Source organism: Planococcus lenghuensis (assembly GCF_001999905.1).
Classification (GTDB): Bacteria; Bacillota; Bacilli; order Bacillales_A; family Planococcaceae; genus Indiicoccus; species Indiicoccus lenghuensis.
Map to the genome: position 1 here is coordinate 2,722,330 of NZ_CP019640.1, position 26,987 is coordinate 2,749,316.

The following is a 26,987-nucleotide window of genomic DNA, read 5'->3' on the forward strand; positions in this document are numbered from 1 at the left end:
TTGATTCGGTCATCGAGTCGATTGCTTCGTTTTGTGTCACTTCAGTGATGAATCAGGAAAGGCTTCTCAGCCTGGGATTACACCTATATTGTTCCCGTTTCATGACAGCCTAAACGGAATTTTTTGCAACAGAAAACGTATCATTTAACTATATCCTTCAGTTGGAACCAAGAGACCGATCGAGCAGTTTTGCATGCCAAGCCGCCGGGTAGTTTACTACTAACGCTCGTTATTAAAGTCACGGACATTTGATTTGGAGGCGATACTGTGGAACACATCTACCTGGGAAATTCTGGACTGCGGGTTCCGAAGTACATATTGGGAACCATCCCGTTCAGCGGAACGAACGGCTTTGAACCCGCCGGGAATCTGGATGGGGACGATGCCCGCCGGATGGTCGACATTGCATTGGAATCCGGGATGAATATGTTCGATACCGCCAATCTTTATTCAAAAGGAGATGCGGAACGGGTGCTCGGTGAAGCGATCAAAGGCCGCCGGGACGAAGTGCTGCTGACGTCAAAAACAGGCTTCCCATTGGGTGAAGATCCGAACGCCCGCGGCACTTCCCGCAACAATATTTTAAACTCCATCGACAATTCACTGGAGCGGCTCGGCACCGACCATGTCGACGTGTATTTTGCACATTTATGGGACGGGCAGACACCGGCCGAAGAAACGATCGAAACGATGAACGGGCTCATCAAAGCCGGGAAAATCCGCCATTGGGGCGTATCGAATTACAGCGGCTGGGCACTGGCGCGGACATATTCCCTTGCGGAACAGAACGGCTTCATCCCGCCCATCACCCAGCAGATCTACTACACGCCGGAAGCGCGGGAAGCGGAATACGAATTGCTGCCGGCCGGAACCGAACTCGGCATCGGCAATATGATCTGGAGCCCGCTTGGTGAAGGATTGCTGAACGGCAAGATCGGACGCAATAAACAGGCGCCGGAAGACACCCGTCAAGGCGGCGGCTGGCCGGAGCCTTGGGTGTACAATCAGGAACGGCTTTACGAGGTGATCGATGCGCTGGAAGAAATCGCAAAAAACCACGACGCCTCTGTCCCGCAGATCGCTTATAGCTGGGTCAGAGACCGTCCGAATGTCGGACCGATCGTCATCGCGGCGCGCAATGAAGCCCAATTGAAGGAAGACATCGCTTCATTTGATATCAAGTTAACTGAGGATGATCATGACCGCATCGAGAAAGTTGCCCGCCCCGCGCCGTTCTATCCGCACTGGCACCGGGCCTTGAATTACGCCGATATGGCGAGCCCTTCAGAGCAGACGTATTTGAAGGGATACAAGGAAACGATGGGACTGGATGAGTGAGCAGCAGTACTGTTCAATGATGTGATTTCTCGCTGTAGTAATCGAAATCCGCCCAATTCGAATCACGTGTAAAAACCAAAAGTTTCCTCTATCCTATAATTGACTACCAATTTGGAGGGATACCCATGAAAATTGAAATGTGGACAGACTTCGCTTGACCGTTTTGCTATATTGGCAAACGGCATCTGGAAGATGCCATCAAGCAGATCGATCACCCGATTGACGTGACATACAGAAGCTTCGAACTGGACCCGACAATGGACCGGGATGTAAAAGAAAGCAATTACGAACGATTGGCCAAGAAATATGGCATGAGCATCGAACAGGCGAAAGCGAATACCCAGAACATGGTGCAGATGGCGGAAGCGGCCGGTCTGGATTACCAGATGGATACGCTGATTCTGACGAATACGTTTGACGCCCACCGCTTAGCGATGTTCGCTGAAAAGTACGGATTGATGAAAGAAATGACCGAACGGATTCTTCATGCCTATTTCACGGAATCGAAGCACATCGGCGATCATGAAACTTTAACCGACCTGGCAGTGGAAGTGGGCCTGGACCGGGAAGCTGTCAGCGAGATGCTGGCAAGCGATGAAATGGCGGATGCCGTTCGGGCGGATGAGCAGGAAGCCAAGGAAGTGGGCGTGACCGGCGTTCCGTTTTATTTGATCAACCGGAAATATGCGTTAACAGGCGCTCAGCCGACTGAGGTATTTGTTCAGGCGCTGACACAAGTTATTGCTGAAGATGAAGAGACGACTGGTTAAGCCACAGGGAATATGATTCTCTTATATTGAATAAACAAAGACCGCGCTTAGGAATCGAGTGATTCCTGAGCGCGGCTTTTTCATCTTCAATTATCTGAATTGATCTCGTCACAACAACATAAAACAAAATAGCTCCACTTATTGTCCGCGCAGTTGAAAACGCTGGATTTTGCCGCTCGGTGTCTTTGGCAGGACGTCGACGAATTCAATTTCACGCGGATATTCATGGGCCGATAAATTTCTTTTCACAAACTGGCTTAAGTCGTTGCTCAGTTCATCGCTTGCCGCAAAACCGGACCGGAGGACAACATACGCTTTGACGACTTCTCCGCGCTGCTCATCCGGGACACCGATCACCGCAGCTTCCGCCACTGCTTCATGGCCCATCAAGGCGCTTTCGACTTCAAACGGCCCGATCCGATAACCCGCGCTGGAGATAATATCATCCGAACGACCGGAGAAGTAAATAAAATCTTCTTCGTCCCGGCTGGCAGCGTCTCCCGTGAGGTAATAACGTGATCCAGCCACGAAGCGCTCCCGCGTCCGCTCTTCATCCCGATAATAGCCGCGGAACCAGAAGAACGGCGAATTGTCGGTATCAATAGCTAACTGCCCTTCTTCGCCCGGCGGTAATTCTGTCCCGGATTCATCGACAATCGCCACCTGGAAGCCCGGCATCGACTGCCCCATCGATCCCGCTTTAACCGGGCGCTGCAGGGCCGGATGATGGTGGTTATTCACGACCATGCCCTGTTCCGTTTGGCCGTAATGGTCATAGACGGGCACACCTAAATGCGCTTCCGCCCAAGTGCTGACGTCCGGATTCAGCGGTTCACCGGCACTTGAAAGCACGCGTACCTTCAGCTCTTCTTTCAAGCCTTCCGGCACACCCGTTGCCCGCATCGACCGGTAAACCGTTGGTGCAGCCGCATAATTTGTGACACCATATTCCTTAAGCACCCGGTAAGCTTCATCAACACTGAATTTGGCATTGTACATGATGAACGTCTGACCGAGAAGCAGCGGACCGACGAGGGCATAATAGAGACCATAAGCCCAGCCCGGATCGGCAATGTTCCAAAAGATATCATCCTGTCTCAAATCAAGTCCGAACCGCATATAACCTTCGAATGACGCCAATGCCTTTACAGGAACCTCCACGCCTTTTGGATGCCCCGTCGTACCGGATGTGTACAATAAGATAAACAGATCTTCCCCTGTCACTTCCGCGTTTTCTTCAATAGGTGCTGCCTGCCCAAGAGCATTCCAAAAATGCGTATCCTTCGCTGGTGCTTCCTCTTCCATTTTGGATGTTACCGTAATGATCCGGAATTCCCCTGTATCGTTCGCCTTGGCTTCAATTTCCGTCCCGTTCAGTTTCTCCCGGTTTTCTCCGTCCGTGATAATAACACGTGCCCCGCTATTCCCTGCACGGTAAGAGATGGCTTGCGGTCCAAATGCAGTGAACAGCGGCACATGAACTGCGCCGATACGCCAAATGGCCAACACTGAAATCAGAAGTTCCGGTCCTTTCGGCAGCAGCACCGCCACCCGCTGTCCTTTTTCAACACCGTGATTTTGCAGCACGCTTGCAAATTTCCTGGAAAGTTTCTGCAGCTCGCCGTATGTATACGTCCGCTTATCCCCTGCTGTGTTTTCATAAACCAAAGCCCGCTTGTTTGGATCATGGCGGTCACACAGCAAATGGGCGACCGAAGGAATTTGACGGTCATACTCATCAATCCATTGATTTACTTGTTCTGTCAGATTTTCCGGCATCGTCTTCTCCTCCTGCTTAAATTAATTAATTATTTTAAAAGCAATGACAATTAAAGTATAACGCTAAATCGGGAAGTTCAAAACTTTTCCGGCGTGCAATGGGAAAATCCGTCTCAAGTACACCCATGGCTACTTTTCTTCATCGAATGACCGTCAAAAACAGTGGATTTCATGCCAGATAACTTCTTTGCAACACAGTGATCGTGAATGAACTTAATTACTTAAATCGCAGCGACGCAATATTAAATTGCTTGACAATCTGCCTTTAAATACCGAAAAATGGGAATAATATCTTCCATCGCCTAAAGGACTTCAGAATTGCAGTCCCAAAGGAAGCTATCGCTCGATCGACCTCCTGTTTCAGGAATATTTGCATACAGCCAAATGAACCATGCGATCGAACGCGATTTGCAACCGAACGCTGTCAGAGAAGCTTCAGCAGATGAAATGTTCAAGTGATGCGTATAAAAATACAAATTGAAAGGATGTTTATTATGAAAGACACTGCCGTTATTCCTCAACCTAAAACCTATGGACCGTTAGGAAATATTCCTTTGATCGATCGTGATAAGCCCATCCTCTCTCTAATGGAATTAGCCGAAGAATTCGGCCCTATTTTCCGCATTCAGACGCCGGTAGGCAGATCCATTGTCGTTTCAGGCCATGAACTGGTCAAAGAAGTATGCGATGAGTCCCGTTTTGATAAAAGTGTGGAAGGTGCTTTAGCGAAAGTCCGCGCCTTCACTGGAGACGGACTCTTTACGAGCTGGACCCACGAACCGAATTGGCACAAAGCCCATAATATTCTGATGCCCACATTCAGCCAGCGGGCCATGAAGGATTATCATGGCATGATGGTGGATATCGCCGATCAGCTTGTTCAGAAATGGGCCCGGCTCAATCCGAATGAGCCGGTGGATGTGCCGGAAGATATGACCCGTCTGACACTGGATACAATCGGTTTGTGCGGGTTCAATTACCGCTTCAACAGTTACTACAGGGAAACGCCTCACCCGTTCATCACGAGTATGACCCGCGCGCTTGATGAAGCGATGCATCAATTGCAGCGTCTGGATGTGCAGGATAAACTCATGGTCATAACCAAACGCCAGTTCAATCACGATATTAAAGCGATGTTCAGCTTGGTGGATAGCCTGATTGCCGAACGCAAGGAACGTGGCGATCAGGGAGAAAATGATTTGCTGGCCCGCATGCTGAATGTAGACGATCCGGAAACCGGCGACAAGCTGGATGATGAGAATATCCGCTTCCAAATCATCACCTTTCTGATAGCCGGCCATGAAACGACGAGTGGTTTGCTGTCATTCGCCCTCTACTTCCTGCTGAACAACCCTGATAAATTGCAAAAAGCATACGAAGAAGTGGACCAGGTCTTTTCCGGATCCACACCGTCTTATAAAGAAGTGACGCAGCTGAAGTATATCCGCATGGTCTTAAATGAATCACTGCGGCTGTGGCCGACCGCACCAGCGTTCAGCCTGTATGCTAAGGAAGATACGGTGATTGGCGGAGAATACCCGATTCAAAAAGAGGCGGACAGAATCACTGTCCTGATTCCCCAGCTGCACCGCGATAAAGAGGCATGGGGAGAAGACGCGGAAGCGTTCCGTCCTGAACGATTTGAAGATCCGAAACAAGTGCCGCACCATGCCTACAAGCCATTTGGAAATGGCCAGCGGGCGTGTATCGGCATGCAATTCGCACTCCATGAGGCAGCACTTGTGCTCGGCATGCTGCTGAAACATTTTGAGTTTGTCGATCACAGTGATTACGAGCTCGACGTCAAACAGACACTGACATTGAAACCCGGTGACTTCACCATACAAGTGAAGCCCCGTACTTCAGCTCCTGGCACGCCTTCAGTCGCCGTGGCGGAAGAAAAGGATAACACGGAACTGGCAGCGGAAGATCCAGCTGTTCAAAATGTCTCCGTTCAAGGTCTTAATAATCGGCCGCTGCTGGTTCTGTATGGATCGGATACCGGAACGGCGGAAGGTGTGGCACGTGAATTGGCTGATACAGCAACCTTGCGCGGCATCCGGACCGAAGTGGCATCGCTTGATGACCGGATCGGCAAATTGCCGAAAGAAGGGGCCCTCTTGATCATCACCTCCTCTTATAATGGCAAGCCGCCAAGCAATGCTGACCAATTCGTGCAATGGCTGGAAGAATCGAAACCGGGTGAACTGGCGGGTGTCCAGTATGCGGTCTTTGGCTGCGGTGATCATAACTGGGCCAGTACATATCAGGACGTGCCGCGGTTCATTGATGAGCAGCTTGCCGAAAAAGGCGCTGTCCGGTTCTCCGCCCGCGGCGAAGGAGATGTGAGCAGCGACTTTGAGGAACAGCTCGATCAATGGAAACAGACGATGTGGATGGAGGCGATCGATGCCTTTGATCTCAAAGTGAGCGAAAATCTCGAGAAAGAACCGAACACATTAAGTCTCCAATTCGTGAAAGGAATCGGCGGATCGCCATTGGCGCATTCATACGAAGCCGTCCATGCAACTATTGCTGTGAATCAGGAATTGCAGGCAGCAGAAAGCGAACGCAGCACCCGCCATATCGAAGTGACTTTGCCGGAAGGCATCACTTATCAGGAAGGAGACCATTTGGGTGTATTGCCTGCCAATAGCCGAGAAAATGTCGGCCGCATTCTCCGGCGGTTCAGCTTGAACGGCAATGATCACGTGCTTCTGTCGGCGAGCGGACGCAGTGCAGCCCATCTTCCGTTAAACCAGCCGGTGAGCCTGCATGATGTGCTGACATTCAGTGTGGAAGTGCAGGAAGCTGCCACGAGAGCGCAAATCCGCGAGCTTGTTTCATTTACCACTTGCCCGCCGCATAAGCGGGAGCTGGAGGCATTGCTGGAAGATGGCGTCTATCAGGAGAACATTCTGAAGAAACGGGTTTCCATGCTGGAACTCTTGGAAAAATACGAAGCATGTGAAATGCCCTTTGAACGCTTCCTGGATTCGCTTCCTGCCTTAAAACCGCGGTATTATTCCATTTCAAGTTCGCCGCTTGCCGCACAAAGCCGGTTAAGCATCACAGTAGGTGTTGTGGAAGGGCCCGCATGGAGCGGAAGAGCTGAGTATAAGGGAGTGGCGTCCAATTACTTGGCCCATCGCCAGCTTGGGGATGACATCCTCTGTTTCGTCCGGACGCCACAAACAAACTTCCAGCTGCCGACGGACTTGGAAACACCGATCATCATGGTAGGGCCCGGTACCGGAATTGCACCATTCCGGGGATTTTTACAGGCGCGCCGCATTCAGCAACAGCAAGATAAACGATTAGGGGAAGCGCACCTCTACTTTGGCTGCCGCCATCCCGAGAAGGATTTTCTCTACCGGACAGAATTGGAACAAGGTGAAAAAGACGGCATTTTATCTTTACACACCGCTTTTTCCCGGCTCGAGGGACAGCCGCGGACGTACGTCCAGGATCTGATTGAACAAGACGGGGCTAAGTTAATTTCTTTATTGGACAGCGGAGCCCGTCTGTATGTATGCGGTGATGGAAGCCGGATGGCGCCGGATGTAGAAGGAGCTCTTCAACAGGCATACGAGCAGCAGCACTCGGCAACTGAACAGCAGGCGAAAGAATGGCTGGAAGAACTGCAGCGTACAGGCCAATACGCGAAAGATGTTTGGGCTGGTGTGTAAGAATACAGACTGCAAAAGAAGCTATTCTTGAAACCCGATTTTCCGGTTTTGGTCCCCCTGTTGCGTCCATAACTTCATAGAAAAAAGGAAGAGAGATGCGCATGATGAGCATCTCTCTTCCTTTTTATCAATTGATACATCATGAAGGCTGCAATAACTGTCTTTCCCTGATTTCTGTTCACTTATGAATTATTCCACTTTTAAATGGGCATGCAGAAAGCAGCATTGAAACCGGTTGATTGCACGAAGGGTGGCCACTTGCCCAGATAATTGCCATGACTCAAGTGAACTACCCTCCACTTCATTTTCTTCGAACAATTGAAGTGGGGGCTTCAGGAAAGCAACCGCCTTCCCTCTTTTATTGCTTGGTCACCCACGGAACCCACGTTCCATGTCACAAGCCTTGAATTCGTGGCGTCCCGACCACTACTCAGCGGGAACATACGTTAGATGGAGACGGGTTCGGCTAGGAACCCCGAATCCGACAGCGTGCGGATGCCGTAGTTCTTGAGGTTGAGGGCCGCGTTATGGTCCCGGTCGATCACGGCTTGGCAATGCGCACACGCGTACGTCCGTTCAGAAAGCCGCAAGTTCTCTTTTTTTGTGCCGCAGGCGCTGCACAGTTTACTGGATGGGAAGAAGCGGTCGGCGACGAGGTAGTGTTTCCCTTTTCGTTCCGCTTTGTATTTGAGCATATTACGGAACATGCCGAACCCGTTGTCGTGCAGTTTCTTGCCGAGTTTCAGGCACTGCGCCAGGTTTGTCAGGTCGAGGTCTTCCACCACAATCGCATCGTAATCATTGGTTATCTGATCACTTTTCTTATGGAGGAAATCTTTCCGCTGGTTCGCCGCCTTCGCCATCGTCTTCTGGTAGTTCTTCACGGTTCTTTGGTAGTTCTTTGAATACACGGGTTGTCCATTTTCATCTAGTGGCGCGTGGTTTTTCTTCCGTGCGAGCGACTTGTTCAGCCGCCGCTGACGTTTCTCGATCAGTTTATGAAAACGGGGGTATTCGGCCTTTCGACCTTCGCTGTCCCTATACAAATCGGACTGGCTGTAATCCAGTGCCGTTATGTCCGCTGTCTCAATTTGTGTCTTCAACGGCGCCTGTTCGAACGGGTAATCAACGGAAACGGCCACCATATAGCGGTCGCCTTCCCGCTTGATGGTGGCTTTTTTGATGATTCCGTCAGAAGGCAGCGCGCGGTGCAGGTTGAGCCGCAGTCCTTCCGGGAACTTCGGGATCCGCAGGAACGCTGCGCCATTCTTTTCCCCGATGCGGATATTGCCGTTCGTCTGGTTCGTGGTATAGCTGAATTTCCCCTGTTTCCGGCTGTGGAACTTCGGCAGGCCTTTGACATCCTGAAGGGACGGCATATCGCCGTTTTTCATCTTTTTCCGGACGGACTTTTTGTGCTGCAGGGGACGTTTTGCATACGTTTCGTTATATTTTTTGAGGGCTGCCTGAAAACGGATTTTGGCATCGTTGTACACAAATGAATCGTTTGAGCGGTCCAGGAAATCAAAACGGCTGGTGATCGTGGTGTAATTCGGTACGTTGTACGCCAAAAACCCGCCTGAAAAGCCGCCGCTTTCCAAGTGGGCGTACAAGCCTGCGACATATTCATTGTACACTTTCCGTTCACAACCGAATGCCCGCTCCAGACGGGGTTTCTGTTCGTCTGTCGGGAAGACCGCAAAACGGAAAGCGCCCGTCATCCAGCCGTCAGGCAATGCTTTTTTCGTTCCTTTGATATATGTTCCCTGTTTGTCTGTCTTCATTGCCATCCGTCCTTTCCGCCAGCCATTTTAAGAACATCTGTTCCCTTGGTTTCAGTATAGACATTCGGCTGGCAAAAAGAAAGACCAAAAGAAAGCTTCGGATACCGCCGAACGAATTCATACCCACCCTGCTCGCTTCACTCCTTGAGGATGGGGACTTCTTTCGAAAAATGTTAAACTGTTACGGTCAGTCAGACTTTTTTAAGCGGGATTGCTGCCGATCAATAACCGGTAAAACATGAGATAAGTGAATATGGCCGGAAGAACAAGTAAATCAGGCAGGCCGGCAAGGTCACTTGACCGAATCGGCCGGCTGCTTCAGCCGCTCCCTTCTTCTTTGGCACTTACCAAGAGATCACACAGCCGATCAATTTCAGCATCCCTGGAACGGATCATTTCTTCTGCCATTTCTTTTAGTTTATTGATGTTGTCCTTTGAGACATTATCCAACGCGTCATCCGGATGTTCAAGCGGGGACTGGAAACGGTAATACCGTTCAACTCCTGCTTGCAGAGGCAGGAGTTTCCTAAGCTGATAATCCACGGTTTCACTCAATCCATCAAACGCGATACCGATGATAGCCGGTGCCCAGTTTGCCACTCCCCAGTCCTTCGCTTTCTCATATCGGATCGGTTCAGTTTGACTCCCGGTTCCAAGGGAAACGACCAGCAGTTCTTCCTCTTCGGGATATAATACTTTTGCATCTGCATAGGCGCACATTGCCGGATTATTTGCAAAAATCCCGCCATCCACAAACGCGAATAACTCCTTTCCGATCTTGATCCTTTTAGGTTCAAAATAGGTGGGAGCCGCAGAAGTCGCCTGTGCCACATCCTTCATGAACAGATCTCCGCTTTGTTTTGTGAAATTGGGATGTTCATTCCCAAAACACTTAAAAAACCAGGGTGTTCGCTTTTCGATTTCATAAGCAATTATCATCACATAGGTAAGCGAATCAGAAAGTCGGTAATCCCCGAAATACTCTTCCAGCACTTCTTCAATGCCTTCATTTGAATACCGTTCATCGAACAGACCTTTAAGGCTGTAACGGATGAACTGCTTATCGAAAATCCGCTCACTTTTATCTTCATAAAGCGTCGCAAGCTTAGCGGCCGTGTACGCCGGCTCGCCATTTTCATTCGGCTTCACAAGCCCAAGAGCCAGGATTCCGCCTGTAGAGGTACCGGCAATCAAGTCAAACAGCTCACAAATTCTTTCACCCGTGCGCTTTTCAATTTCGGCCAGGATCAGTGCTGGAATGATTCCCCGAATGCCCCCTCCATCTATTGTAAGAACTGTTTTCATATAATCTGCTCCTCTTTCGTCACGTTGAATCAAAGCGCCATCTCTTTAACTTAAGTAATAACGTTACTCCACTTATATGTAACACTTCTTTTTCAAATAAAGACTATATTAAATCTCTCTATTGATATTCCGCTAAACAGCCCACTTGCCTGCTGGCGCGTGTTTGCGCTATTTACTCCATATTTTTGCAGTGAAAAAATCAACTTCGTTCTTTAATAGAGCCTAAATAAAAATACAGAAACTGCCTTCGCAGCTTCTTTACTTTACCGAAGAAGGCAGTTTTTATATTTAACTAACGCTCACCATCTGAATAACTTCTGAATAAAAGAGAACGTTGGAGTCGCTCTTATGTAATTGATTTTTTGAAAGACTCGAATTCACCGGCCTTTACTGGATTTATGTATGTTAAGTTAAAGTTCTTTTTAATATATAGAAAAGCTTTATCATTATTGCTGTATAAAGTAGCGTCATTTATAAGAGCAGAAGCTGCGATTAGTGCGTCTCCGTGTTTCAATTTCTTGTCTGTCTCGCTGCTCCATTTTCTTCTGATTTCAGCAGCTTTCAAGGCTATATCTAGCGTGATGTCCATGACTTTATCAGCTGCTTCGATATAACCTTGTCTTGCTGCCTTTATTTTTTCGTCGGTCTCTACTTTGCGATACCACACTAATTCCATTGCAACAATCGCTGGCATGTGGATTTCATTGCCCTCATCAAGCACTTCGTCAAAAAGATTGACTATAGGCAGAAATCCTAAGTAGTGATTCACATATACATTCGTGCCGAAAATCACAATCTTTCGGTTCACTCTTCCTCATGCCTCCATGGCTCTTCACGCGTGCTCAGTTGCTCGAGTTCATTAAGGTCTTCTCCTAATTCTCTGGCTTTGCCGGCGAGTATTCTATAGCGATTCTTTTTTTCTTCACACGCTGCTTCAGTCATCTCTTCCTTTTCATCCTTTTCTTCGCCTATAATCCGCACTTCAGAAAAATTATTTAATATTCTTGCCACTTTTTCCTTATCACTTGTTTTAACGGTGTATTCTTTAGTTGCCACTCTCACCACCTCATTCCTGTTGCTTTTTATTATATCATCAGCTTGCAATCCATAAAATTTAAATACTCAGAAAAAACATGCGCTATTCCTCCAGTTGGAAAGACGGGTATGCTATCTTTTCCTCACTGACGATTCGCTCATGATGCGTGTACAAGTTAAACGAACCATCCCGGATGAAGCCGACGGTCGTGATGCCAAGCTCTTCGGCAAGCGTCAACGCGAGATCGGTCGGTGCAGATTTGGAAAGGACGATTTCACAGCCGATTTTCGCCACTTTCATGAGAATTTCGGAAGAGATGCGGCCGCTGAAGACAACGACTTTATCATGGACAGGAATGTCATTCCGAAGACAATGGCCGTATATCTTATCAAGTGCGTTATGCCGGCCGATGTCCATCCGCGAAAGCACAAGTCCGTGTCGATCACAAAGTGCGGCATTATGAACGCCGCCGGTTGCATGGAATGTCTCCGCTTCCTGCTCCATCGCCTCCATCATCCGGAAACAATCGGCTGGTGTGAGCCTAATCCGCGTTTCCGTCATCTTCTTCACCCGCAACGCATCATGGGCGAACACGAAGCCTTGCCGGCTCATCCCACAGCATGACGAGACGAAGCGTTTATTCAGAAGCTGTTCGTAGAATGGATAGACTTTATCCGTTTCGACATGAAGTACACCCGCTTCTTCGTCCAGGCGCAGATTCCGGATGTCCCGATGGTTCGGAATGATGCCTTCAGACGCAAGAAACCCGACCGCCATATCTTCCATATATTCCGGCGTGCAGACAATCGTCATGAATTCCTTGCCGTTGATCTTGATGGTCAGCGGCTGTTCAATGGCCACCCGGTCCTCCACTTCCGCGAAGCCTTCTTTCGTATAGCGGAGCACCGCCCGTTCTGTATCCCGTTCCATCCGAGTTTCCTCCCTTCTAGTACGAATCCCTCTTATTTTTTGACAATTTAAACACTTCGTTGTTTCTCGATAATAGATTGACTATAATAATACCATATCGCAATATTGAAGCGCTTTCATTTCCCGCTTCATCAAATTAAAGGAGGTACTGCCATGCCGATCCGCATCAACGGTTCAAGCTATGAATTCCGGGAAGGCCAGACAATCCTTCAAGTCATCAATGAACACGGTATCACCCATCCACAAATCTGTTACCTGCCGGAAGTCGACCCGATCGAAACGTGCGATACATGCATCGCGGAAGTCAACGGAGGGCTCCGGCGGACGTGTTCGACACCTGCCCATTCCGGTATGGATGTCCGTCTCACGTCGCCCCGGGCGAAGAGTGCGCAGACGGAAGCGATGGACCGGATCCTCGAGAATCACCTGCTGTACTGCACCGTCTGTGACAATAATAACGGCAATTGCAAAGTACATAACACCGTGGACATGATGGAAATCGAACATCAGAAATACCCGTTCACGCCGAAATGTTCGACCGACCAAGTCGACTTCACCAACCCGTTCTACCGTTATGACCCGAACCAGTGCATCGCCTGCGGGCAATGCGTCGAAGCCTGTCAGAATCTCCAGGTCAATGAAACACTGTCAATGGATTGGGAACGGGATCGCCCGATCGTTCTTTGGGACGGCGGTGCAAAAATCAACGAATCCAGCTGTGTAAGCTGCGGTCATTGTGTCACCGTCTGCCCGTGCAACGCGCTCATGGAAACATCGATGCTCGGGAAAGCGGGCTTCATGACCGGGATGAAAGAAGAGCACCTCACGCCGCTAATCGAGCTCGTCAAAGACGTGGAACCGGGCTACAGCGGCATCATGGCCGTCTCGGACGCCGAAGCGGCGATGCGCGACACCCGGACGAAGCGGACAAAGACGGTGTGCACATTCTGCGGCGTCGGTTGTACGTTTGAAGTATGGACAAAAAACCGGGAAATCCTGAAGATCCAGCCGGTCTCCGATGCACCGGTCAATGCCATCTCGACGTGCGTGAAAGGGAAATTCGGCTGGGATTTCGTCAATAGCGATGATCGGCTGACCACGCCGCTTATCCGGCGCGGGGACGAGTTCGTCGAAGCCTCTTGGAGCGAAGCGCTTGACCTGGTTGCGAATAAACTCGGGTCCATCCGCACGGAATATGGAAAAGACGGCGTCGGATTCATTTCCTCATCGAAGATTACGAATGAAGAAAACTACATCATGCAGAAGCTGGCCCGTCAGGTATTTGAAACGAATAATATCGATAATTGCTCGCGCTATTGCCAGTCTCCTGCGACGGATGGCCTATTCCGCACCGTCGGCATGGGCGGAGACGCCGGAACGATTCAAGATATCTCGAACGCCGGACTCGTCATCATCATCGGAGCCAATCCGGCTGAAGGGCATCCGGTCCTAGCGACACGCGTCAAGCGGGCGCATAAGCTGCATGGCCAGAAACTGATCGTCGCGGATCTCCGTAAAAATGAAATGGCGGAACGCGCTGACTTGTTTATCAGCCCGACACAAGGAACGGATCAAGTGTGGCTCATGGCGGTTACGAAATACTTGATCGATCAAGGCTGGCACGATCAGCGTTTCATCGACGAGCATGTTCATCATTTCGGGGAATTCCAAGAAGTGTTGGAACGTTACACGCTCGGCTATGCCGAAGAAGTCACAGGTATTCCACAGGCGACACTCATCCAAATCGCTGAAGCGATCCGCGATGCAGACGGGACATGCATCCTTTGGGGGATGGGCGTCACGCAAAATGTCGGCGGTTCCGATACATCCGCAGCGATTTCGAATTTATTGCTGGCAACCGGCAATTACGGACGGCCCGGTGCTGGCGGCTATCCGCTCCGGGGCCACAATAATGTGCAGGGCGCCTGTGATATGGGCTCGCTTCCGGGCTGGTTGCCAGGCTATCAGCACGTATCGGATAATGCGACCCGGAAAAAATTCGAGGAAGCTTATGGCGTGGAGATCGGGGATAAGCCAGGCTTTGACAACGTCTCAATGCTGAACGCAATCAATGATGGCGTCATGAAGGCGATGTATTTGGTCGGCGAAGACATGGCGCTTGTCGACTCCAATGCCAACCATGTCCACGATACACTGTCGCAGCTCGACTTTTTCGTCGTCCAGGACATCTTCTTTTCGCGGACCGCCCAGTATGCCGATGTCATCCTTCCCGCTGCCCCGTCGCTCGAAAAAGATGGCACATTCACGAATACCGAACGCCGCGTCCAGCGCCTGTATCAAGCGCTGCCGGAACTCGGACAGGCGAAACCCGATTGGTGGATCATCCAGGAAATCGCGAATCGCCTTGGCGCCGATTGGGACTATGGCCACCCGGGTGACATCTTCGAAGAAATGGCCAGCCTGACACCGCTGTTCGCGCAAGCGGATTACGCTGCGCTCGAAGGCTGGAACAGTTTCCTGTGGGGCAGCCTCACCGGCGAAAGCACGCCGCTTCTGTATGTGGATGGCTTTAATTTCCCGGACAAGAAAGCCCGATTCGCTTTATCCGACTGGGTCGAGCCGGTCGTCTATCCGGAAGAGTTTGATCTCCATATCAACAACGGCCGCCTGCTCGAGCATTTTCACGAAGGGAACTTGACGGACCGGTCGGCTGGTATTCACGAAAAGATTCCGGAGAACTTCGTCGAAGTGTCACCGGAACTCGCGAAAGAACGGGGACTTGAGAACGGATCGACCATCCACCTCGTCTCCCCTTACGGCGCCGTGAAAGTGCCGGTGCTCGTGACTCACCGTGTGAAAGGCAAGGAACTGTTCCTCCCGATGCATACCGTCAATAAAGAACGGGCGATCAACTTCCTGACCGGACCTGCCACGGATCACCGGACGAACACGCCGGCTTATAAGCAGACGAAAGTTCGGATGGAAGTCCTCAAAAAAGACGGGAAGAGCCCATTGTCGAAATCGAACCCGCGCGACAAGAAACGGAATCCGCAGATGGGCGTGGAAGTCGAACGGAAATGGCGGCGGCCGGATTACTTCCCGCTGACGGATTAATCGAAAGAAAGGTGATGGCAATGGCAGCACCGATTACGCGAATCGCAAAGCGTGAACCGACATCCGAAGAACAGAAGCAGCAGAAACTGGCTGAACTCGAGACATTACTTACCGAACAGGACGAAGCGATTAACAAGATCCTGCAGCTCACCGGGGAACTGAATGACGCCGGCATCCTTGATGCGGTGAATGCGATGGTGAAAGCTAGAGATAACATCACAGGGATTGCAGTCCAGCAAGCCTCTCGCAAGCCGGTCACGAACCTGCTCAATCACTTGCTGAATGCAGCCGGTGCGCTCGCTGCCATCGATCCGGCCGCTACGGCTAAGCTGTCTCAAAGCGTGCGCCGAGGGTTGGACGAAGCGGATCGGGAGCGGCAAAGCGACAAAAAAATCGGCGTCTTTGGAATGGTGAAAGCTGTGCGAGATCCGGACATCAACCGGTCCATTCGTTTTGGAGTTAGTTTTCTAAAAGGGATGGGAAAGGGGTTAAGGTGAATGCGAGATATTTTCGCACTTTGACTTGCATCCTTTGATATCTCTTCCCTGCCTTCTGCCAAGTATGACTGATTCTTTTCCCATTAAACACATAGAAGCCACCCTCAAAACCGTTTGATTTCGGTGGTGGCTTCTTTTCTATAAGAATTCTTGCGTCTGAACAAATAATTTGGTTTCCAAGATTACAATTAATGAAAGACAGTTTATGCAATTGCTCGCTGAAGTACATGGATAAGTGTAGATTTTTCGAGTGATTCAGCATCCTGCAAATCCACTCGTGCTTCAAACGAAACTTCCACCCACCACTGCGGTGCAAAGGAAGGGCGAATCTTTTTCACTCGAAGGGTCAATGGAACTCCCCGTGTAAGTAAAGCATGAAGAGCCTGATTATATACGCCAGGTATATAACCGAGATGAAGTCCTTGCTTTGTTAAAACCCGAATTGCATGCGGATCTATTTCGTTTTCTGGTTCCAACTGCAATAATAGTAGGTCACCTGCTGTGACTTCATGCATCCAGCTATTCTTTAATTCATCTCGATGCCGCATACCATTTATGAAGAAACTGGCACTTAACTTATCCCCATTCAATCGCAGAGGTTGTTCGAATGTATACGGATCGTTGGCAAGCGCTCCGCGAGTAGCTTGCAGGATATCCATTCGATCTGCACGTTCAGTCAATCCATAATCCTTAATAAAGTCCCCGTAGCCTACTCGCGAACGGTCAGGGATTCGACGATTAAATGCCTCGAATAAATGAGCAGCTTCATACTTCACTTTCAGTAAAGGGAAAGCTGGAAGAAGTGAGTACCCCTGCTTCATTGCTGATTTCACATCACGAGTCGACTGACTGGCGTGCGTATATTCGAATTTATACAGATTGCCGTCGTAGCTTAATGTCCCGACGTGGTAATATAAACTGTCTTTTTTACATTTCCAAATAAGCAGAAGTGATTTAACAAAATTCAAATCAATTACCTCCTTCCATTTTTCGGAGTAGTTGTTCTTTTCTGTAGTCAATAAAATGGGTTAGAAATTTCTTTCGTGTTTCCGAGATTAAAGGTACTGCTTGGCAATACACTTCAAATGCTTCCATATCAAACGAGAGTAATTTTTCATAAAATGCCTTCGTTTCTGACGGATAGCTCGTGATAAGGTATTCAATCACAGATGAGGCTTTTATCTTCGGAGTTTCACGGTTATCTAAACCAACCTTTAACAGCGTTTTTTTATATAGCTTGTGCATCTTTTCTGGTGAAGAAAGGTACTCCAGCAACTTCTCATCCGGTAGCTGCCAGCCAAGCGAAGCTCCATTATCATACAAGGGACTTGGCGATGGTTCTCCTTCCCGGAATAACAGTTGCCAATTATGACCATGCCGATCCTGATTTCCAATGAGAATATCGAAAAAGTTCATATGGACAAAATATTCTTTTACAATTGGATAATAGTTAAATTGGTTAAAGAGACTAAGAAATTCTTCTAAGCGTTGTAAGTTGGATAAAGAAGAATCACTTATATCCTTGTATTCTTCCCCGAATTGACCAATCAATAACGCTGCTACAGTCTCCCGGTCATCCGCTCCGAATTGAAAAGCGAAATGTTTCATCAAGCAGGCCCTTCGATCACCATAATAGGCAATCTCAGCATCGACCGCCTTTAAACCCAACATAGAAGCAATTTTAGCGGCTATTATTTCATTTAAATCTTCCCAATTCGTACGCTTTTGGTCGAATTCTCTTGGAAACTTAATTACGTAAGGGACACCTTCAGGAGAGAGCAGTTCAAATTTTTCTAAAGTACTGTTTTCGCCGTAACCCGTAATTGGCCAATCCGATACATCCATCAAGCAAACCCTCCCCTTGCTATCTCCTTTACTTCTCATTTTTTGCAAACAAAAGTGAATCACTTATACGTATTGTAACATTACTTGCCAATACAAGTGCAAAGTGATATTTTGCTGCGATTTCCAAGTTATCTATTCCTCACACTATCGCTCGCCACTCTTTTAGTATAGACAGCTCTGTTTAATGCAATTACTAAGAATGACTACATTACTTTTGTTGGCAAAACATGACTTCTGATTGGAACGTTAGTGTCGATAAAACGAATAAATTATGCTATAACACGATTAAGTAGAGGGACAGGAGGAAAAACAGTGGCATTCACAGAAAGACGCATTGTACAAGTTGGCAACTCACTGGGCCTTACATTACCCATCGAAGTACCGGAGGAGTTGAATATCAAAAAAGGGGATAAAGTCCAAGTTGAACTGGTCGGCAACCAGCTCGTCATTAAAAAAGCTCCTGAAACAATTGCACAACTGGATGGCATTCCTCCAGATTTTTGCACTATCCTTAAAGAAGAGATGGAGACGCATCACGAAGCTTTAAAAGGACTCGTTGATAGATGAATCGTTTTTTCTTGCTGCTGAAAGGATAATCCATATCGATCAAAGTGTTATATTGCCGTATCGTGAACATGGATGTTATAGAATGTTACAAACCCGCTGGTAGACGTTGGAGGAATAAAAGAAAACACCCAGGTATCTTAAAAGCTTCATTAAATTGGCCTTTCCTCGTGTTCCACTCGATTAAGATTATTTATATCAATAAAGATTCAAAGCCACCTTCAAAATCAGTTGATTTCATTAAGGATGGCTTCTTTTTCTAAGATTCTCCTTACATACTTGGATTCATTTTCAACACAAGACTTCAATCTTAAACAAAGAGTTACTCCTAAATAAATCAACTATGCTACACTACTGCTAATCTGAATAAGGAGTGATTCTTTGTCCGGCATTTTTATTACAGGTACCAGCTCTAATGTTGGTAAAACCGTTATCACCACATGTCTTACATACGCTTTTCAAAGACGACAAGTAAATGCGGTTCCCTATAAACCGGTGCAGTGCGGAGCGATTACGGATGGTGCGGAATGGCTGGCTCCGGATGTGGAACTTTACCGGAAAGTTTATACATCAAAAGATAACGAGCAGCTTAATTCTTTTCTGTATGAACCCCGGTTTTCCCCTCATTTGGCTGCCCGATTAGCTAATAACCCGATCGATCCGCAAGTGATCAAACGGAATTATCATGCGTTGCAAGAGACACATGACCTGGTGCTAGTAGAAGGCGCAGGCGGACTGGCTGTTCCGTTAATTGATGAGCAGTACGGAACCCCCGAACTGATTATAGAGTTGGATATACCGATTATCATTGTTACTCATGCTACTGTCGGGACACTTAACGCTACTACGTTAACAGCTCACTATGCTCAGAGCAAAGGCCTTAACATAAAAGGAATCATCATAAACGGTTATCCGGACAATCCTACTGAAGGGATTAAGCATAACCCGGCAATGATTGAGAAAGTGACAGGAATACCGGTTATTGGGATTGTTCCCCAGGTCGAAAATGTGGAAGCTCGCATAGGTGAAGAGGAAGTATTGGAGGAACTGATAAGAGGAATTGATTTAGATAAATTGTATGGTTAGTCCTTTCTTAAAGCACTTATGCCTGAATTAGGAACCAAAATAGAGCCATCCTCAAAATTCGAGGATGGCTCATTCGCTTTTCAGGTGCCATATGTTGTTAACTTCACCTACAGGATAACCAATAAAACCGGAATAGTGATAACACTCACGACCGTACTGACGAACATCGCACTTGAAACCATGTCCGGATTCATCCCGAATTTGATAGCCAGTAAAGTCGTTGTCGCAGCGGTTGGCGTGGCAGCGGCGACGAGCAGCACCTTCGATTCGAGCGCATCAGCTGGATAGATGACAAGCAGCAACAAAAACGCCAACACAGGGAAAGCGACCAGTTTGAACAACGTCGCCGTCCCGATAAACCGGATGACGCTCTTCAGCTGAATTGACGCAAGCGTAATACCAAGAAGCATCAGCATCAGCGGGATTGCGGCTTGCCCCAAAAGTCCGGTCGCATTTTCAATAGCTCCCGGCACCGGAATGGCGAAGATTTTCAATCCCAACGCAAGCAGGATGGCAATGAACCCCGGCATCCGCACAACTGTCAGAAGAATCGCCTTCTTCAGCATCTCACTATGATTCGACGCATAATACACACCTGCCGAATTCATTAATAGCGATTGCATGACCAAATAGATGATGCCGATCGCCACTCCTTCTTCCCCGAAGGCGAAAAGAATAATCGGCAGTCCGTAATTCCCGGCATTCGGAAAGCCGCTCGCCAGCATCAATGTATTTTGATACGCCTGATCCCAACCGAGAAGTTTCCCGGCCACAAAAATAAATAGGGCAAATAACAGGAACAAGGCAAAGGCAAATAGGACGATTCGCCCCAAATCTGCCAGATCCATCTCTGAAGTCGAAACAGAGTAAAAGAAAAGTGCGGGACTGAAGACATAAATCGCAAGATTAGACACCGACTTCGAGTCCACAGGCAAGTACTTGCCCACGATAAAACCGACACCTAAAATCAGGAACACCGGCAAAACAACATTTAAAATTTCTGCAATGACCACAAGTTTTCACATCCAATAAAAGTACAGGGAAATTCTCCGTTTCCCTATATCTATCCATTTTACGGAAAGCTTACTGAAAAAACCAGCTAACTTTACAGGAAGCTCTTCTTTCCATCCATAAGTTCTATTTAGTTACGGCCACCTCTTTCATCCAATAAACATACGAAAGCCACCCTCAAAATCAATTGATTTCATGGAAGGTGGCTGCTTTTCTACTATAAATTGCAGTTCAGTTTTCAATACAGAAACGAAATGAATCATACCAGTCTATTGAAGCAAGTGAAAGGTGGCGACTCCGGCGGGAACAGTACAAGCTGAAGACCCTGGACTGAGCAAACGCGAAGGAAGCGGCTGAAGCTGTACCCGCGGAAAGCGTCCACCTTCAACTGCTCCGATAGAACAATAATGAACTTATAGCAAAACCCTACATATACAAATTCACCAGTAACCCCTTAATCTCCCCGACAAGCCGCAATGTCTCCACACCATCCGACTCGCTTGCCAGCACCTCATCCTGCAGCTCGATCAGCTTTTGATCAACGGTTTCGATGACTTGATGCTTCCGCATGCCACCGTTGTAACCAAAGCTTTGTTTCTCACTCAGCTGCAGCCCGTAATTCACCGATTCCCCGATGAACTGCTTCAGCACCTGCTTATAAGCCATCAGATTTTCAAGGGTCCGCTGCTTGGCGAGTTTTTCCCCTCGGGCATCCACTTGCGTCATTAATTGCGTTAACGACTCGAATTGCAGTTTCGCCTGCGATTCCTTCATGGCACTAGCGAATAAATCAGCCGGTTTACTGCCGGCTGTACCTCTATGTATCCGTTCGTTCTGGAAATTCTGCTGGCCCTCAATACGCAAAGCGCCCACCTCACCCTACTTCTGATAGCTTCGTTTCCTGTTCAGCATGTTCACGATCAATTCCGTTTTGCCCAATTCCAGTCGCAGCACTTTCGCAATCTGCTCCGGTGAAAAGCCTTGCTTATGCAGGGTTTCCACTTTTTTATTGTCTTCAAAGCCAGCATCCAAACTGGCTATATCTTCATCAACAACCGGAGCATCATTCGGCTGAGAGCCCAGTTTCTCTTCCAATTCCAGCAACCGCTCATTAAATTGCGCCTCTTTATTTTCAATATGTACAAGAAATTCCTTGTACAGCTCTTCGTTTTTCTCTTCAATGTCTGCTGTGAACATTTCCAAATTCCGATAAATATCAGCTGTCTCAGAATCGAACCGGCTCTTCTGCTGCTTCAATTGATTCAGCAGGACAAACGATCTAATATTCACCAGTATAGCGAGTACAAATAACCCGATTAACACCCATTCCATCCGTCAACACCTTGACCTTCATTAAATTGTGTCTGACACAGAGACAACAAAAATTCCGAATCCTCTCTGACACAGGGACACCAACAACTTCCTCTCCTCAATATGCCTCGTTCACCGACAGCACGGCCGCCTGCAGCCGCAGTATCGCTTTTGAATGCAGCTGTGAAATGCGGGATACGCTGACACCGAGCACTTCAGCGATTTCGGTCAGTTTCAGTTCTTCGTAATAGCTAAGCGCGATAACGATCCGTTCTTTTTCCGGCAGCCGCTCGATCGCCCGCATCAGTGCTTCTTTGATCAATTGCTCGGACAGGTGATGTTCCGGCGATCCTTCTTTCCCGCTCTGGATCAATTGATGCTTTCCTGTCGATTCGGAATCGTCGTTCACGGCTTCGTCGATGGAGATCATCGCCGACAACGCCGCTTCCGACACCGTCTTATTCAGCTCTTTCACCGTGATGCCCAAATACATGCTGACTTCCGCATCGGTCACCGACTGGTTGTTCTGCTGTTCGAGTAACGCATACGCCTGCTCAATTTTTTTGACCTTATCACGCACCGAACGGGGCAGCCAGTCGCTGTGCCGCAACCCATCAATGATGGCGCCTTTGATCCGCCAGGAGGCATACGTCTCGAATTTCAGGCCGCGTTCAATATCGAATTTATCAAACGCATCGAGTAACCCCTCATACGCCAGGCTGCGGACGTCATCTTTGTCGACCGTTTTCGGTAAATTGATCATAAAGCGCTGAATGACGTAGTCGACCAATGGCAGGTAGCGCTCGACTAAGTCATTCCCTGCATCGGGATCCCGATGCTGCTGCCAGCCTTCCCAGCTGACCAGCTCTTCTTTTGATGCTTTGCTGCTCATTGTCATCTGTTTCACCACCACGTCTAAGATCCACCGGCCTGTTACTTGAAGAGCATTTTCAATAAAAAGCCTTTGAGCCCCAATTTATATGGAACCGGAAGCTGCAGGTATTCCCCCGTAATGCGGTGAATCGCCTGTGAGGCATCGCAATGCGGGTATGCCAAGAGAAACGGGCTTTGTTTTTTCACGGCACTCGGCACATTGCCGTCGCTTGGGATGCATCCCAGTGCCCCCAATTTCTTTTCAAGGAATTGCTCGGTCACCCGCTGGAAATTCGCAATCGTGTCATGGCCTTCTTTATCGTTCGTACACTGGTTCACCACGAGCTTCAAGTGAACATTCGGATCTTTGGCATGCACCATTTTCACAATCGAGTACGCATCCGTAATTGATGTCGGCTCCGGCGTTGTCACAAGAACAACATCATCCGCCGCCAGAATGAACCGGAGATTTTCATACGAAAGCCCGGCGCCCGTATCAAGCAGAATATAATCGACGACGCCCTGCAGCACGCTTAATTCTTTGAAGAATTTATCCATCCGCTGTTCATCGAGCCGGAACAATTCGTTGAAACCGGAACCGCCTGAGATGAACAGCAGCCCCTCCGGCCCTTCCTCGATGATGTCCCAGACGCTTAAATCCTTCTCAAGCATCGTCGCAATCGTTTCTTTCGGGGACCTGCCGAGCAGCACATCCACATTCGCGAACCCTAAATCCCCATCGAACAGCAGCACTTTCTTGTTCTGCCGGATGAGGCCCAGCGCGAAGTTCAAGGTGAAGTTCGACTTGCCGACACCGCCTTTGCCGCTTGTCACCGCGATGGTCCGCGTCTGCCGGCGCTCTTTTTTGCTTTTCTTCTGCATGACACGTTCGCGCAATTGATTCGCTTGATCAACCATGGTTATCTTCCCCTACTATAAAATCTGCAATCAATTCGGGCGTGGCTTTCAAAATATCGTCCGGAACGTTTTGACCGGTCGTAATATAACGGATCGGAATGGAATAATGGACAAGCAGATTCAAAATCGCCCCCGCGGAACTCGTTTCATCTTTTTTGGTCAAAATCAGTTCATCAATCCCGATCGTCTTGAAATTCGCCAGGATTCGCTTCATGTCTTCATATTTAGAAGCAAGGCTCAGCACCAGGTTGATCTGGATGCGCCCTTTGCCGGCAAGCAACCCTTCCAAATCATCGATATAATTTTTTTGCTGATAGTTCCGGCCGGCTGTGTCCATCAAGATGATGTCGCAATCGCTCAGCGCGTTCAGCGCGTGAGAGAGATCATTCGGTGACTCCACCACTTCAATCGGCATGTTCAGGATGGACGCATATGTCTTCAATTGCTCGACAGCCGCGATCCGGTACGTATCGGATGTGATCAAGCCGACCCGCTTGTCCTCTTTTAGCATATAGTCGGCCGCGATTTTCGCGATCGTCGTCGTCTTTCCGACGCCGGTCGGACCGATAAAGCAGACGATGTCCGGGTCTTTCACAGCGGGCTGCTTTTGATGAGCAGTCACGAGCCGGATGATTTCTTCCCGCGCCAGCTGCTTCACTTGCCGTTCGGTACCATCTCCCCGCTCGTTCAGCGTCAACATCAGCCTGGAATACAATTCCGACTGGATTTCCGCCGTGACTTCTTCCTGATTCAAGTGTTTATTCAACGCTTTTAAAGACGCCGGCATCCGGTCTTCATCAATGACCTGCAGCATGAATTGCTTGATGTGTTTCAACTCATCGAGCAATTCGGTACTCGACACGTTCGCCTGCGGAACCGGAGCCGCTTGTTCCGCCGCCTGACGCGGTTCCGGCCGCTGAACCGGTTCGGGCTTTTTCCGGGACGGCGCTTCAACCGCCGCTGTCACTTCCAGCCGTTCTTTTTGGAATAAACCCAAAAATCCGCCGGTCTTGATTTTTTTCGTATTTAAAATGAGTGCATCGGTTCCGAGATCCCGTTTGATCAGCGGGATCGCTTCCGTGGTATTTTTGACGATGTAAGTTTTTAGTCTCATGATACGCTAACCGCTTCCGTTGAAAGATTGATGACGCCTACACTCTGGATTTCAATATCCGATTCCAATTCGTTATAGGACAGAACCGGCAGATCGGGCGCAAAGCGTTCGATAAACTGCCGCATATACAGCCGGATGGACGGGGATGTCAGCAGGATCGGCTGGATGCCGGTCTGCTGTAGCTGCGTCGCCTGCTGTGAAATGCTTTCGAACACTTTCTGGGACGTTTCCGGATCCATCGATAAATAATTGCCCTGCTCGGTGCGATGGATGGAATCCATGAATTTCTTCTCAAGACCCGCTCCGGCCGTCAGCACCTGAAGTGTGCCGCCCGGATTCACATATTGCAAAGTGAGCTGACGTGACAGCGCCTGTCGCACATACTCCGTCAGCAACTCGCTGTCTTTCGTATGGCCGGCATAATCCGCCAAGGTTTCCAGGATCATCAGCAAATTGCGGATCGACACTTTTTCCTGCAGCAGCTTCATGAGCACTTTCTGCACTTCACCGATCGTCATCATGTGTGGAATCAATTCTTCCACGACAGCCGGCGCCGTTTCCCGCACATTGTCAATCAGTGATTTCACTTCCTGGCGGCCGACCAATTCATGCGCATGCCGTTTGATGACTTCTGTCAGATGCGTCGACACGACCGACGGCGGATCGATGATAGCATAACCCGCCATTTCCGCTTCTTCTTTCATGTCTTCGGTGACCCACAGCGCCGGCATGCCGAACGCCGGTTCATGCGTCGCGATTCCTTCAATGCTGTCGTCATCCACTCCGCCGCTCATCGCCAAGTAACGGTCGAGCATGATGTCACCCGATGCGACCTTATTGCCTTTGATCTTGATGACGTATTCACTCGGGCCAAGCTGGATGTTATCGCGGATGCGGATGACCGGAACGATGATGCCGAGTTCCATCGCGCATTGCCGGCGGATCATGATAACCCGGTCGAGCAGATCACCGCCTTGGTTTTTATCGGCGATCGGGATGAGGCCGTAACCGAATTCGAACTCGATTGCGTCGAGATGAAGCAGGTCCGTGATGCTTTCCGGCTTCTTCATCGCTTCGAGCGCTTTATCATCGTCCGTCGCTTCTTTTTCTTCTTCTTCCAAATCATTTAAAGCCCCTTGCATCTTAAAGGCACCGAATGCGATCAGGCCGGCGACCGGCAAAATCAACATAGGATTGATCGGCGTCAGGAACGCAATCAGGATCAAGGTTCCGGACACGACATAAAGCATTTTCGGATAAGCGAATAATTGCTTTGTAATATCCGAGCCCAGATTCCCGTCGGACACTGCCCGCGTGACCACAATTCCCATCGCTGTCGAAATGAGCAATGCCGGAATCTGGCTGACCAGTCCGTCCCCGATCGACAGGAGTGTGAATAATTCGGCCGCTTCCCCGATCGGCATGCCATGTACGACCACACCGATGATGAGGCCACCGATAATATTGATGATGGTGATAATGATTCCGGCGATGGCATCGCCCTTGACGAATTTGCTCGCTCCGTCCATCGCCCCGTAGAAGTCGGCTTCCTGACCGATTTTCTCGCGGCTTTTCTTCGCTTCCTGGTCGGAAATCATGCCGGCGCCCAAATCTGCATCAATGCTCATTTGCTTGCCGGGCATGGAATCGAGCGTGAACCGGGCGGCAACCTCCGCCACACGCTCCGAGCCCTTCGTGATGACCAGAAACTGAATGATGACGAGAATCAGGAACACCAGAATCCCGATGATGACTTCACCGCCGACAACAAACGAACCGAATGTTTCGATGACTTCCCCGCCTGTCTGGTTCGACAGAATGGAACGGGTGGTGGATACGTTGAGCGCGAGGCGGAACAACGTGGTTAATAGGATCAATGAAGGAAAAATTGAAAATTGCAGGGCTTCTCGTGTGTTCATCGCCACGAGGATAATCGTCAAAGCGATACTTAAATTGGCGATGATCAAGAAATCCAGTAACAGTGGCGGAAGCGGAATCACCATCATGATGACAATCATGATCACTGATAATAAGACAGCATAGTCTCTCGTTTTCAAACGGG

21 protein-coding genes and 2 pseudogenes are annotated in these 26,987 nt (G+C 49.0%); 8 read left to right on the top strand and 15 right to left on the bottom strand.

The window, feature by feature from the left end:
• Positions 1-267: 267 nt before the first annotated feature.
• Positions 268-1,338, top strand: coding sequence for an aldo/keto reductase (locus tag B0X71_RS13915; RefSeq protein ID WP_077589992.1), 1,071 nt, complete (start codon positions 268-270; stop codon positions 1,336-1,338).
• A 170-nt stretch (positions 1,339-1,508) separates the two neighbouring features.
• Entirely contained in the window at positions 1,509-2,108 is a 600-nt protein-coding gene (locus B0X71_RS13920) for a DsbA family oxidoreductase (protein ID WP_077589993.1), read from the top strand.
• Positions 2,109-2,246: 138 nt separating this feature from the next.
• Here B0X71_RS13920 and B0X71_RS13925 read toward each other — a convergent pair whose 3' ends face one another.
• A complete protein-coding gene (locus B0X71_RS13925; RefSeq protein ID WP_077589994.1) occupies positions 2,247-3,887 on the bottom strand; it encodes an AMP-binding protein in 1,641 nt (546 codons plus the stop codon).
• 494 nt (positions 3,888-4,381) lie between these two features.
• Between B0X71_RS13925 and B0X71_RS21795 the strand changes: the two are divergent.
• Positions 4,382-5,747 (top strand): annotated as a pseudogene (locus B0X71_RS21795) (cytochrome P450); the annotation flags it as partial.
• A 107-nt stretch (positions 5,748-5,854) separates the two neighbouring features.
• A pseudogene (locus tag B0X71_RS21800) lies at positions 5,855-7,576 on the top strand (diflavin oxidoreductase); the annotation flags it as partial.
• 446 nt (positions 7,577-8,022) lie between these two features.
• On the opposite strand, the gene B0X71_RS13935 reads toward B0X71_RS21800, so the two are convergent.
• The 5 genes from B0X71_RS13935 to fdhD all read right to left on the bottom strand — a co-directional run bounded on the left by B0X71_RS13935 (position 8,023) and on the right by fdhD (position 12,631).
• Positions 8,023-9,360 carry an RNA-guided endonuclease InsQ/TnpB family protein gene (locus B0X71_RS13935; RefSeq protein WP_198038609.1) on the bottom strand — a complete coding sequence of 446 codons (1,338 nt, stop codon included), beginning with the start codon at positions 9,358-9,360 and terminating at the stop codon, positions 8,023-8,025.
• 318 nt (positions 9,361-9,678) lie between these two features.
• The gene (locus tag B0X71_RS13940; RefSeq protein ID WP_077589997.1) at positions 9,679-10,665 is read right to left on the bottom strand and encodes a CBASS cGAMP-activated phospholipase; all 987 of its coding nucleotides are present in this window, start codon (positions 10,663-10,665) and stop codon (positions 9,679-9,681) included.
• Between the two features lie 346 nt (positions 10,666-11,011).
• Positions 11,012-11,473 carry a PIN domain-containing protein gene (locus B0X71_RS13945; protein WP_077589998.1) on the bottom strand — a complete coding sequence of 154 codons (462 nt, stop codon included), beginning with the start codon at positions 11,471-11,473 and terminating at the stop codon, positions 11,012-11,014.
• Positions 11,470-11,721 (bottom strand): hypothetical protein, encoded by a 252-nt coding sequence (locus tag B0X71_RS13950; RefSeq protein ID WP_077589999.1) that lies wholly within the window; start codon positions 11,719-11,721, stop codon positions 11,470-11,472. Before B0X71_RS13950 ends, B0X71_RS13945 begins: the two co-directional genes overlap by 4 nt.
• An 82-nt stretch (positions 11,722-11,803) precedes the next feature.
• Complete coding sequence (gene fdhD / locus B0X71_RS13955; RefSeq protein WP_077590000.1) at positions 11,804-12,631, bottom strand: formate dehydrogenase accessory sulfurtransferase FdhD; 828 nt, start codon at positions 12,629-12,631, stop codon at positions 11,804-11,806.
• Positions 12,632-12,784: 153 nt separating this feature from the next.
• Between fdhD and fdhF the strand changes: the two genes are divergently transcribed.
• On the top strand, positions 12,785-15,706 hold the full coding sequence (fdhF, locus tag B0X71_RS13960; protein ID WP_077590001.1) for a formate dehydrogenase subunit alpha: 2,922 nt from the start codon (positions 12,785-12,787) through the stop codon (positions 15,704-15,706).
• 20 nt (positions 15,707-15,726) lie between these two features.
• Positions 15,727-16,203, top strand: a complete 477-nt coding sequence (locus B0X71_RS13965; RefSeq protein ID WP_077591008.1) for a helical membrane plugin domain-containing protein — start codon at positions 15,727-15,729, stop codon at positions 16,201-16,203.
• A 203-nt stretch (positions 16,204-16,406) separates the two neighbouring features.
• On the opposite strand, the gene B0X71_RS13970 is transcribed toward B0X71_RS13965, so the two are convergent.
• Together B0X71_RS13970 and B0X71_RS13975 are read right to left on the bottom strand one after the other, a co-directional pair.
• Entirely contained in the window at positions 16,407-17,171 is a 765-nt protein-coding gene (locus B0X71_RS13970) for an HIRAN domain-containing protein (protein WP_077590002.1), read from the bottom strand.
• Position 17,172: 1 nt separating this feature from the next.
• Positions 17,173-18,048: a HipA domain-containing protein gene (locus tag B0X71_RS13975; RefSeq protein ID WP_077590003.1), complete on the bottom strand. Its 876-nt coding sequence runs from the start codon at positions 18,046-18,048 to the stop codon at positions 17,173-17,175.
• Positions 18,049-18,360: 312 nt separating this feature from the next.
• On the opposite strand from B0X71_RS13975, the gene B0X71_RS13980 reads away from it, so the two are divergent.
• The gene (locus B0X71_RS13980; protein ID WP_198038612.1) at positions 18,361-18,615 is read left to right on the top strand and encodes an AbrB/MazE/SpoVT family DNA-binding domain-containing protein; all 255 of its coding nucleotides are present in this window, start codon (positions 18,361-18,363) and stop codon (positions 18,613-18,615) included.
• A 378-nt stretch (positions 18,616-18,993) separates the two neighbouring features.
• Positions 18,994-19,698: a dethiobiotin synthase gene (gene bioD, locus B0X71_RS13985; RefSeq protein ID WP_198038613.1), complete on the top strand. Its 705-nt coding sequence runs from the start codon at positions 18,994-18,996 to the stop codon at positions 19,696-19,698.
• 107 nt (positions 19,699-19,805) lie between these two features.
• Here bioD and B0X71_RS13990 read toward each other — a convergent pair whose 3' ends face one another.
• The 7 genes from B0X71_RS13990 to flhA form a co-directional block, all read right to left on the bottom strand.
• On the bottom strand, positions 19,806-20,711 hold the full coding sequence (locus B0X71_RS13990) for an AEC family transporter (RefSeq protein WP_077590006.1): 906 nt from the start codon (positions 20,709-20,711) through the stop codon (positions 19,806-19,808).
• A 424-nt stretch (positions 20,712-21,135) separates the two neighbouring features.
• Positions 21,136-21,582: a YaaR family protein gene (locus B0X71_RS13995; RefSeq protein WP_232336699.1), complete on the bottom strand. Its 447-nt coding sequence runs from the start codon at positions 21,580-21,582 to the stop codon at positions 21,136-21,138.
• 6 nt (positions 21,583-21,588) lie between these two features.
• Entirely contained in the window at positions 21,589-22,041 is a 453-nt protein-coding gene (locus B0X71_RS14000) for a hypothetical protein (RefSeq protein WP_077590007.1), read from the bottom strand.
• A gap of 97 nt (positions 22,042-22,138) precedes the next feature.
• Complete coding sequence (locus tag B0X71_RS14005; RefSeq protein ID WP_232336700.1) at positions 22,139-22,918, bottom strand: FliA/WhiG family RNA polymerase sigma factor; 780 nt, start codon at positions 22,916-22,918, stop codon at positions 22,139-22,141.
• Positions 22,919-22,953: 35 nt separating this feature from the next.
• Positions 22,954-23,811 carry a MinD/ParA family protein gene (locus tag B0X71_RS14010; RefSeq protein ID WP_077590008.1) on the bottom strand — a complete coding sequence of 286 codons (858 nt, stop codon included), beginning with the start codon at positions 23,809-23,811 and terminating at the stop codon, positions 22,954-22,956.
• Positions 23,804-24,925 carry a flagellar biosynthesis GTPase FlhF gene (flhF, locus tag B0X71_RS14015; RefSeq protein ID WP_077590009.1) on the bottom strand — a complete coding sequence of 374 codons (1,122 nt, stop codon included), beginning with the start codon at positions 24,923-24,925 and terminating at the stop codon, positions 23,804-23,806. Before flhF ends, B0X71_RS14010 begins: the two co-directional genes overlap by 8 nt.
• Positions 24,922-26,982 carry a flagellar biosynthesis protein FlhA gene (flhA, locus tag B0X71_RS14020; RefSeq protein WP_077590010.1) on the bottom strand — a complete coding sequence of 687 codons (2,061 nt, stop codon included), beginning with the start codon at positions 26,980-26,982 and terminating at the stop codon, positions 24,922-24,924. Before flhA ends, flhF begins: the two co-directional genes overlap by 4 nt.
• Positions 26,983-26,987 lie beyond the last annotated feature (5 nt).

What these genes read in the sequence shown, in the direction of transcription:
- B0X71_RS14000 (WP_077590007.1), bottom strand. Translation starts at nt 22,041, where the DNA reads ATGGAATGGGTGTTAATCGGGTTATTTGTACTCGCTATACTGGTGAAT.
- B0X71_RS13975 (WP_077590003.1), bottom strand. Translation starts at nt 18,048, where the DNA reads ATGGATGTATCGGATTGGCCAATTACGGGTTACGGCGAAAACAGTACT.
- B0X71_RS13935 (WP_198038609.1), bottom strand. Translation starts at nt 9,360, where the DNA reads ATGAAGACAGACAAACAGGGAACATATATCAAAGGAACGAAAAAAGCA.
- fdhD (WP_077590000.1), bottom strand. Translation starts at nt 12,631, where the DNA reads ATGGAACGGGATACAGAACGGGCGGTGCTCCGCTATACGAAAGAAGGC.
- B0X71_RS14005 (WP_232336700.1), bottom strand. Translation starts at nt 22,918, where the DNA reads ATGACAATGAGCAGCAAAGCATCAAAAGAAGAGCTGGTCAGCTGGGAA.
- flhF (WP_077590009.1), bottom strand. Translation starts at nt 24,925, where the DNA reads ATGAGACTAAAAACTTACATCGTCAAAAATACCACGGAAGCGATCCCG.
- B0X71_RS13925 (WP_077589994.1), bottom strand. Translation starts at nt 3,887, where the DNA reads ATGCCGGAAAATCTGACAGAACAAGTAAATCAATGGATTGATGAGTAT.
- fdhF (WP_077590001.1), top strand. Translation starts at nt 12,785, where the DNA reads ATGCCGATCCGCATCAACGGTTCAAGCTATGAATTCCGGGAAGGCCAG.
- B0X71_RS13965 (WP_077591008.1), top strand. Translation starts at nt 15,727, where the DNA reads ATGGCAGCACCGATTACGCGAATCGCAAAGCGTGAACCGACATCCGAA.
- B0X71_RS13940 (WP_077589997.1), bottom strand. Translation starts at nt 10,665, where the DNA reads ATGAAAACAGTTCTTACAATAGATGGAGGGGGCATTCGGGGAATCATT.
- B0X71_RS14010 (WP_077590008.1), bottom strand. Translation starts at nt 23,811, where the DNA reads ATGGTTGATCAAGCGAATCAATTGCGCGAACGTGTCATGCAGAAGAAA.